The sequence below is a fragment of the Streptomyces bohaiensis genome (assembly GCF_012033785.1).
In the GTDB taxonomy this organism is placed as follows: domain Bacteria; phylum Actinomycetota; class Actinomycetes; order Streptomycetales; family Streptomycetaceae; genus Streptomyces; species Streptomyces bohaiensis.
Map to the genome: position 1 here is coordinate 1 of NZ_JAAVJC010000215.1, position 7,922 is coordinate 7,922.

At 75.2% G+C, this 7,922-nt stretch carries 7 protein-coding genes; 5 read left to right on the forward strand and 2 right to left on the reverse strand.

Translation table 11 applies throughout. The features are described 5' to 3' along the window. Window positions 1-84 precede the first annotated feature (84 nt). The gene (locus HCN52_RS18850) at window positions 85-843 is read right to left on the reverse strand and encodes an SIS domain-containing protein (RefSeq protein WP_245175275.1); all 759 of its coding nucleotides are present in this window, start codon (window positions 841-843) and stop codon (window positions 85-87) included. A 232-nt stretch (window positions 844-1,075) separates the two neighbouring features. Between HCN52_RS18850 and HCN52_RS18855 the strand changes: the two genes are divergently transcribed. From HCN52_RS18855 to HCN52_RS18870, 4 genes are all read left to right on the forward strand, one after another. Then, window positions 1,076-1,768, forward strand: coding sequence for an iron-dependent transcriptional repressor DtxR (locus HCN52_RS18855; protein WP_168089639.1), 693 nt, complete (start codon window positions 1,076-1,078; stop codon window positions 1,766-1,768). A 500-nt stretch (window positions 1,769-2,268) separates the two neighbouring features. Beyond that, the gene (locus tag HCN52_RS18860) at window positions 2,269-3,129 is read left to right on the forward strand and encodes an alpha/beta fold hydrolase (RefSeq protein ID WP_168089640.1); all 861 of its coding nucleotides are present in this window, start codon (window positions 2,269-2,271) and stop codon (window positions 3,127-3,129) included. 102 nt (window positions 3,130-3,231) lie between these two features. Continuing rightward, entirely contained in the window at window positions 3,232-4,014 is a 783-nt protein-coding gene (locus HCN52_RS18865; RefSeq protein WP_168089641.1) for a hypothetical protein, read from the forward strand. Between the two features lie 160 nt (window positions 4,015-4,174). Continuing rightward, window positions 4,175-4,987, forward strand: coding sequence for a hypothetical protein (locus HCN52_RS18870; protein WP_168089642.1), 813 nt, complete (start codon window positions 4,175-4,177; stop codon window positions 4,985-4,987). Window positions 4,988-5,248: 261 nt separating this feature from the next. Here the strand turns inward: HCN52_RS18870 and HCN52_RS18875 are convergent, their stop codons facing one another. After that, the gene (locus HCN52_RS18875) at window positions 5,249-5,929 is read right to left on the reverse strand and encodes a bifunctional DNA primase/polymerase (protein WP_168089643.1); all 681 of its coding nucleotides are present in this window, start codon (window positions 5,927-5,929) and stop codon (window positions 5,249-5,251) included. A 169-nt stretch (window positions 5,930-6,098) separates the two neighbouring features. On the opposite strand from HCN52_RS18875, the gene HCN52_RS18880 reads away from it, so the two are divergent. Continuing rightward, on the forward strand, window positions 6,099-7,520 hold the full coding sequence (locus HCN52_RS18880; protein ID WP_168089644.1) for an NsdA family TPR-like regulatory protein: 1,422 nt from the start codon (window positions 6,099-6,101) through the stop codon (window positions 7,518-7,520). Window positions 7,521-7,922: the final 402 nt, after the last annotated feature.

The window sequence follows — 7,922 nt, forward strand, 5'->3', positions numbered from 1 at the left end:
GCCGTGGGCCGTCGACGCCGGCGTCGACGGGCGGGTCCGTCGGGGCGCGCGACGCCGGCCGGGCGGGTCGGTGGGGCGCGGGCCTCAGCGGCGCTGCCAGAGCACCTGGTCCGCGTGGCGCTCGCAGACCTCCTGGTTCCACTCGGTGCCGCCGTCGATGTTGCCGGAGCGCAGCAGCGGCGGCTCCTGGCCCCGGTCGGCCAGCACCCCGGCGGCGGTGGCCACGACGGCCTGCATCAGCGCCGAGGTGACCACCGTCGAGGCGGGACCGAAGGGCGCGGCCACGCCGGGGTGGGTCAGTTCGGCGTCCCCGGGCGCGATCTTGTTGTCCAGCACCACGTCGCAGTGGTCCTTGAGGAAGGTGCCGTCGGGCGCCTGCGAGGTGGTCTCGCTCGCGTAGCGGACCGAGGTGACGCCGATCACGTGCAGTCCGAGGTCGCGGGCGTGCGCCGCCATCTCCACCGGCAGGGTGTTGCGGCCGGAGAGCGAGATGACGAAGAGCAGGTCCCCGGCGCGGGCGGGGGAGGTGGCCAGCGTCGCCCGGGCCAGTCCGCCGACGCGTTCCAGCGCGCTGGCCAGCGGCGCCGGCTGGACGTCCACCCCGCTCGCCCCGGGGACGCTCAGCAGGTTGACGACCGCGAGACCGCCGGCGCGGTAGACGACGTCCTGCGCGGGCAGCGCCGAGTGGCCGGCGCCGTAGGCGAAGACCCGCCCGCCGGCGGCGACGGTGTCGGCCAGCAGGGCGCCGGCCCGGGCCACCGCCTCGCCCTCCTCCTCCCGCACCCGGGCCAGCAGGCGCTGGGCGGCGTCGAAGAACTGGTCGGCGAGGGGGAGGGTCTTCATCGGCTGGGGCATCCTTCGGCTGGGGGCGCCGTGGCGCGGTGCGCGCGACGGCGCTGTCACGCTGGGGTCCGAACAGGTGCGCTGTCAAGATCGCGGAACGCCGTGCGCGACCCGGCCGGGCGGGCCCGCGGGCCGGAAACACCCGGGAACGGGCGTCGGGTCGGTCCGGTTGTCCCCGCGATGGGTGAGAATTGACGGCAGGGCCACCGCACGACATAGCCGAGGGGCAACCATGTCCGGACTCATCGACACCACAGAGATGTACCTCCGCACCATTCTGGAGCTGGAGGAGGAGGGTGTGGTTCCGATGCGGGCCCGTATCGCCGAACGTCTCGAACAGAGCGGGCCGACCGTGAGCCAGACGGTCGCCCGCATGGAGCGGGACGGGCTGCTGAGCGTGGCCGGGGACCGCCACCTGGAGCTGACCGAGGAGGGCCGCCGGCTGGCGGAGCGCGTCATGCGCAAGCACCGGTTGGCGGAGTGCCTGCTGGTGGACGTCATCGGCCTGGAGTGGGAGCACGTCCACGCCGAGGCGTGCCGCTGGGAGCACGTGATGAGCGAGGCGGTCGAGCGCCGCGTCCTGGCACTGCTGGACCACCCGACGGAGTCGCCGTACGGCAACCCGATCCCCGCCCTCGCCGAACTGGGCGAGACGGTGACGACCGACCCCTTCCTGGAGGAGGGGATGGTGGCGCTGAGCGAGCTGGGCGCGGGGGACGGCCGGACCGTCGTCGTCCGGCGCATCGGCGAACCCATCCAGATGGATGCGCAGCTCATGCACACGCTCCGGCGTGCGGGTGTGCAGCCGGGCGCGTCCGTGAGCGTGCGCGCCGGTGACGAGGGCGGCGTGCTCGTGGGCAGCGGCGGCGAGGCGGCGGAGCTCAACGACTCCGTGGCCATGCACGTCTTCGTCGCGAAGAACTGAGCGGCGCCGCCGGGCGGCGGCAGGGCCCGCGCGCTGCCGCGTGGGCGGAAGCAGCGGGGCGGCCGGTTACGGTCGCCCCGCTGCCGTGTGTGCCGCCCCACCGTTTGGGGGCCGGTGCCCGGGGCATGACGGGGGGCATCGGTGGTGGTGAGTGCCCTCCTCCCCGGCCCCCGGGCCGACGCGGGCGGACTCGACGGCCGCCGTGGGGGTCGCGCGGCGGGCGGCCCCGGTGGCGGCGTGCGGTCGGCATCGGGGGGCGCGGGCCGGAGGGGCCCGCCCTGGGAGATCGACCGGTGGCGTCACCGAGTGCGGGGCGGTCACTCGTACGAGGGAAACGCGGCAAAAGGAAGGCGTGTTCGAATACCTGTTCGGTAACCTCGGCGTGCAGACCGGGCGGCGGCCCGGGGCAGAGCAACCGTGTCCCGGGGTCTCCGTGCTGTCAGCGGCGGGCAGGTCCTGCCCGCGGGGGAGTCCGAGAGGTGAGCGAAGGGGGTAGGCGCATGGTCCGGCGACTGGAGGTCGCAGGGGGCGATGGCACGCGCCTCGCTGCGTGGGATTTCTCCGATTCCTCGACGGTGGAGCAGGTCGGCGAGCGTCCGGGGGTCCTCCTGCTGCACGGCCTGATGGGCCGCTCGACCCACTGGACGGAAGCGTCCCGCTGGCTCGCCGACCGCTACCGGCCCGTGGGCCTGGACCAGCGCGGTCACGGCCTCAGCGACCGCCCGCCCGGCGGCGACTACGGTCGGGACGCCTTCGTCGCCGACGCCGAGGCCGCCCTGGAGCAGCTCGCCCTCGGGCCGGCCGTCCTCGTCGGCCACGCCATGGGAGCGCTCACCGCGTGGCAGCTCGCCGCCCGCCGCCCCGACCTGGTGAGCGCCCTGGTGATCTGCGACATGCGGGCCTCGCCACTGGGGGAGGAGTCGCAGCGCGAGTGGGCGCGCTGGTACGACTCCTGGCCGACGCCCTTCTCGACCCCCGCCGCCGCGCGCCGCTGGTTCGCCGTCGACGACCCGATTCTCGCCCGCCCCTCGCCGACCCGCGGCGCGTACTACGCCGAGGTGATGTCCGAGGGGCCCGAGGGGTGGGGCCCGATCTTCCGCCGGGAGGACATGCTGCGCGCTCGGGAGGCATGGGTGCACGACGCCCACTGGGAGGAGCTGGCGCAGGTCGAGTGCCCGACCCTGGTGATCCGCGGCCAGGACGGCGAACTCGGTCGCGCCGAGGCGCAGGAGATGGTGCGGGTCCTCCCGCAGGGCAGCTACGCCGACATCCCCGACGCCGGCCATCTCGCCCACCACGAGCGGGCCGAGGAGTGGCGGGCGGAGGTGGAGTCCTTCCTGGCCGCAGTGAAGCACGCGTAGCGCCGGCCGCGCCGGGCCCCGCCCGCTCGTGGCTGCCGACGCCGCGCACCGCCCGGGCCGGGCGCGGGATCGGTAGGCTTTCCACACGACCGAGGGGGGACGATGCGCAGACAGGCGCGGGCGACGGTGGGCGTCGCGGCCGCCGCCGTCCTGGTGGCCGTCTCCGGGTGCGCGGGGGACGGGAAGAGCCACTGGGCCGCCCCGTCGGCGGAGCCGGCGGACGACAGCGGGAAGAACGAGCGGTCCGAGGAGCACGACGAGGACCCGCAGTTGCGGGAGATGTTCGACTCCGCGCTGGCCGAGTTCGCCGAGGCCGAGTCGCTGCGGCTGACCGGCTCCCTGGCGGACGCCGACGGCCGTACGGAACTCGACATCTGGCTCGACTCCGACGGTGACTGCTCGGCCGAGGTCGCCATGGAGGGTGAGGGAGCCATGACCATCCTCAAATCGGCCGAGCTCGTCTGGGTCAAGGCCGACGACCTCTTCTGGGAGACGGCCGGGCTGGACGAGCTGGGGACCCGGCTCGACGGGCGGTACCTCCACGGCTCCACCCGGGACCCGGCGATGGCGGGCTTCACCGAGCTCTGCGTCCTGGAGGAACTCACCGGCGACCTGCCGGTCGACGAGTTCGACGCGCGGATCACCGAGCAGGGCCGCAGCGACTTCGACGGCACCCCGGTGGTCGACGTCGAGGTGACCGAGCAGGACGGCGAGAGCGCCGTCATGCGGATCGCGGTGGAAGCCCCGCACTACCTCCACGAGATCAGCGCTGTCGAGGACGGATGGCAGCAGCGCATGGTCTTCGACCACTACAACGAGCCCTTGGAGATCACTCCGCCCGCCCCGGAGGAGATCTTCCTGCCGGGCGGGATCAGCCCTGTCTGACGCCCTGCCCCGTCTGACGCCCTGCCCCGGCGGGCGGCCTCCCCGGCCTGGCGGAGGCTCCGTCGCGGCTGCGCCCTCGCGCCGGCGGGCGTCCGGGAGTCCCCCTGCCGTCGCCCGCGGGCCGTCGGTACGATCCCCCCTCTACACCAAGGGGGAACACATGAATCATCGTGCGCGTATCGGGCGCCGCACCGCCGGAGTTGCGGCAGCGGGGCTGCTGACGCTGACCGCCTGCGGGGGCGGCGGGCTGCACGCGGAGCAGTGGACGGCCGCGCGGGCCGAGGAGCAGGCCGGCGTCGGGCCCGAGGCCGTGCCCGCGACCGGGGCGGAGGAACCGGCGGAGGCGCCCGAGCTGCGGCCGAGGGAGTACCTCGCCGCGGCCACGGAGGAGCTCCGCGCCGCCACCGCGCTGCGGGTGACGGGCGACCTGGTGGTCGACGGGGTGCCGCTCGGGATGGACCTCTGGATGGACGACACCGACGCATGCCTGGCTTCCATCGACATGGCCGGCGAGGGGGCGATGGAGTTCATCCAACTGGGGGACGACTACTGGCTGAAGGGCGACGAGGCGTACTGGGCGGCTGCCGACGAGCCGGAAGTCGAAGAGTTCCTCGACGGGCGCTACCTCGCCGGCTCGTTGCGCGACGCGCCGGGCGCTCACACGCCCGCGGAATTCTGCACGATGGACGAGTTCCTGGGGGAATGGCGGGCTCTGGGGTTCGTGGGCGAGGTCGCCGAGGTCGGACGGAGCGAACTCGACGGGGTCCCGGTGGTGGAGTTCGAACTCACCAGGCTGCGCGGCGAGGTCTCCGAGCTCCACATCATGGCGGAGCGGCCCCACCACCTGGTCCGTGTCTCGGGGCCCGCGGACGGGGTCCACCAGACGATGGACTTCGAGTTCAACGTGCCGGTCGAGGTGACGGCGCCGACCGACGAGGAGTCGGTGTCGATGGCGGAGCTGCTCGGCGGCTGACACGCCGGGGTGCGCGGCGCCCGAGGCGCCACGGTGGGGACCGGCTCGCCGGACCGCCGGACGCGCCCACCCCCCGACCCTCCGGGCCCGAGAGCCCCGGCCGACCGCGGCAGCCCCAGCGGAACCCTGCGATCCACGGGGCGCACCCGGGGGGAGCATGATCGCGGGGCGGGGGCGCGCCGACGGCCGGGCCGATGGCGGAGACGGTGCGTCGGGCCCGCCGCCGCACGTCGGGTGCCCGGCCGCGCGCCGCCGGGTGCCTCAGCCGTGGTCCAGCCCGCAGGCGTAGGCCAGCGAGGGCAGGATCTCCTCGGGGTCCGCGGGCCATCGGACGGCCTGCCCGCTGCGCCGCACCCACTGCACCGAGCCGAGCGCCCCCAGCCGGGTCGGGGGTGCCGGCACGTAGCCGTTTCCACCGACCGTGCGCAGATCCAGCGCGCCCCGCGGCCAACCCAGCTGCCGCAGCATCCCCGGTGCCTTGACCGCCCCGCCCGGCAGCACGAAGAACATCATCCGGCCGCCGGGGGTCGCGGCGACCGGTCCGAGGTCGATCTCGGCGCGTTCCAGCCGGGCCAGCGCGAGGCAGCCGGCCGATTCCGGCACATCGAGGACGTCGAAGCTGCGCCCGGTCGGCAGCAGCACCGAGGCGCGGGGCTCCGCCTCCCACATCCGGCGTGCGGCGGCCGGACTGGAGGTGACCCGCTCCGCCCAGCCCGGCCCGTCGGGGTGCACGCCCGGCGCCTCGCAGGCGGAGGAGCCGCAGGAGCAGCGGACGGTCCCGCCGTGGTGCTCCAGCCAGGTGCCCGGCAGGACGTCCCAGTGCCGCTCCTCGGTGTAGCGGACGGCGTGCTCCAGCGGGCCGTCGCCCCGTTGCTGCGGAATCCCCGACGGGCGGTCGGGTGCGGTGGCGGGCGGGGCGGGGGCTGCGGCGGTCTCTCTCACGGTGATCACAACTCCCCGCGCCCCCGGCGGTTACGGTCACTGCCGGGAGCGCGGCTTGCAGGAGGGGCGCACGGGTGCATCCGCGGGAGCGTGGCGCATGAGTTCCGGCCCCGCATGGGCATCGATTCTGCGGACAAGTCCGTCGGACAGCCGAGCCTGGAGAGAGCACATGACCGAGAGTGCCGCGGTGCCCGCCGCACGGCAGCCCAACGAGCGGCTGTTGTCCCTGATACGGGAGGCGGGGTGCTCGAACGCGGGCCTCGCCCGCCGCGTCAACGTGTGCGCGGCAGAGCGAGGGCTCGACTTCCGGTACGACAAGACCTCGGTCGCCCGGTGGATCAGAGGACAGCGGCCGCGCGGCCGCGCACCGGAGGTGATCGCCGAGGCGCTGGGCCGGAAGCTGGGCCGCACGGTGACCCTGCAGGAGATCGGCATGGGCGGGTCCCGCCAGCCGCCCTCCGCGGTGGGGCTGACCTTCGCCCCCGGGCTGCCGGAGGCGATCGAGGAGGCCCGCGAACTGTGGCGCGCCGACTCCGCCCGTCCGCAGCCCACCGGCACCGGCCAGGCCCCGGCCGGCGGCGCCGCGGTGGCACCCGGAGCGCTGGTCGAGCCCAGCCGCGACTGGCTGATCGCCCGCATCGACGACGCGGTCGCGGCGCCGGCCGGCACCGGTCGCGTCGGGATGAGCGACGTCGAGGCGGTGATCGCCACCACCGAGGCGATGGTGGAGCTCGACCGCCGCTGGGGCTCGGGACACGTCCGACCGGTCGTCGCGCACTACCTCAACGGCGTGGTGGCGGGGCTGCTGACCGGTTCCTACCGGGAGTCGGTCGGGCGACGGCTGTTCGCCGCCGCCTCCCGACTCACCGAGCTCGCCGGGTACATGGCGGTCGACACCGGTCAACCCGGCCTCGCCCAGCGCTACTACATCCAGGCGCTGCGGCTCTCCCAGGCCGCCGGCGACCGGGGCTTCGGCGGCTACGTGCTGGCCGCCGGTATGAGCCACCTCGCCGCCCAACTGGGCAGCCCGCGCGAGGTCATCCAGCTCGCCCGGGCTGCGCAGGAGGGCACCCGCGGCCAGGTGCCGCCACGGGCGGAGGCGCTGTTCCTCGCAGCCGAGGCGCGCGGTCACGCGCAGCTCGGCGACCGGGAGGCGTGCCGCCGGGCGGCTTCCCCGGCGCTCGCCGCCATGGAGCGCGCCGGGGGCTCCCGGGGCGAGGACCCGGACTGGGTCGCGCACTACGACTCGGCGTACCTCGCCGACGAGCTCGCCCACTGCCACCGCGATCTGGAGCAGGGGAACGCCACCCAGCAGCGCGCCTCGGAGGCGCTGGCGGGCCACCCGGAGACCCGCACCCGGCGGCGCGCCATCGGACTGCTGGTGCTCGCCACCGGCAAGCTCCAGCAGGCCGAGGTGGAGCACGCCTGCCAGACGGCCGGGGAGGCCGGTGTGCTGCTGACGGGGTTGCGTTCGCGACGCGGCAGCCAGTACTTCGCGGACTTCAACGCGCGTCTGGCGCCCTATCAGGACACGTCTCACGTCAAGGAGTTCCAGGAGCGGTGGAGGGGGGCCGCCCCGGCACTCGTGTGACGCCCGACGTGCGATCCTGCCGTCCGATCGGGCCGGTGACTCCGGGTACAGTCGGCCGAACGGGTTGGTGACCGCTCCTGTGTGCGAGCGGCTGCCGTGCCCCCGGCATCGCCGCCCCCCGGACACGGGCGCGGCCCGAGGAGTGACGGAGGACCCACGCCGGTGTCGAGCAACCGCCACAGGCGAGCGGACGAGCCGCACGGGCACGAGGGTGCGTCGTGGCAGTCCGGCGGTGTGCCCGAGCCGTGGGCGCACCCCGGTGCGGCCCCGGCCGGGCCGGCCGGCGAGTGGAACGAGCCGTGGGCGCGGCCCGATGTGCCGTTCCCCCCGCCGGCTCCACCGGGCGCCCCGTCCACCCCGGTCGGCCACGGGGGCTACGGCTACCCGCCCGCCGCCGGGCAC

What these genes read in the sequence shown, in the direction of transcription:
- HCN52_RS18850 (WP_245175275.1), bottom strand. Translation starts at nt 843, where the DNA reads ATGAAGACCCTCCCCCTCGCCGACCAGTTCTTCGACGCCGCCCAGCGC.
- HCN52_RS18855 (WP_168089639.1), top strand. Translation starts at nt 1,076, where the DNA reads ATGTCCGGACTCATCGACACCACAGAGATGTACCTCCGCACCATTCTG.
- HCN52_RS18860 (WP_168089640.1), top strand. Translation starts at nt 2,269, where the DNA reads ATGGTCCGGCGACTGGAGGTCGCAGGGGGCGATGGCACGCGCCTCGCT.
- HCN52_RS18865 (WP_168089641.1), top strand. Translation starts at nt 3,232, where the DNA reads ATGCGCAGACAGGCGCGGGCGACGGTGGGCGTCGCGGCCGCCGCCGTC.
- HCN52_RS18870 (WP_168089642.1), top strand. Translation starts at nt 4,175, where the DNA reads ATGAATCATCGTGCGCGTATCGGGCGCCGCACCGCCGGAGTTGCGGCA.
- HCN52_RS18880 (WP_168089644.1), top strand. Translation starts at nt 6,099, where the DNA reads ATGACCGAGAGTGCCGCGGTGCCCGCCGCACGGCAGCCCAACGAGCGG.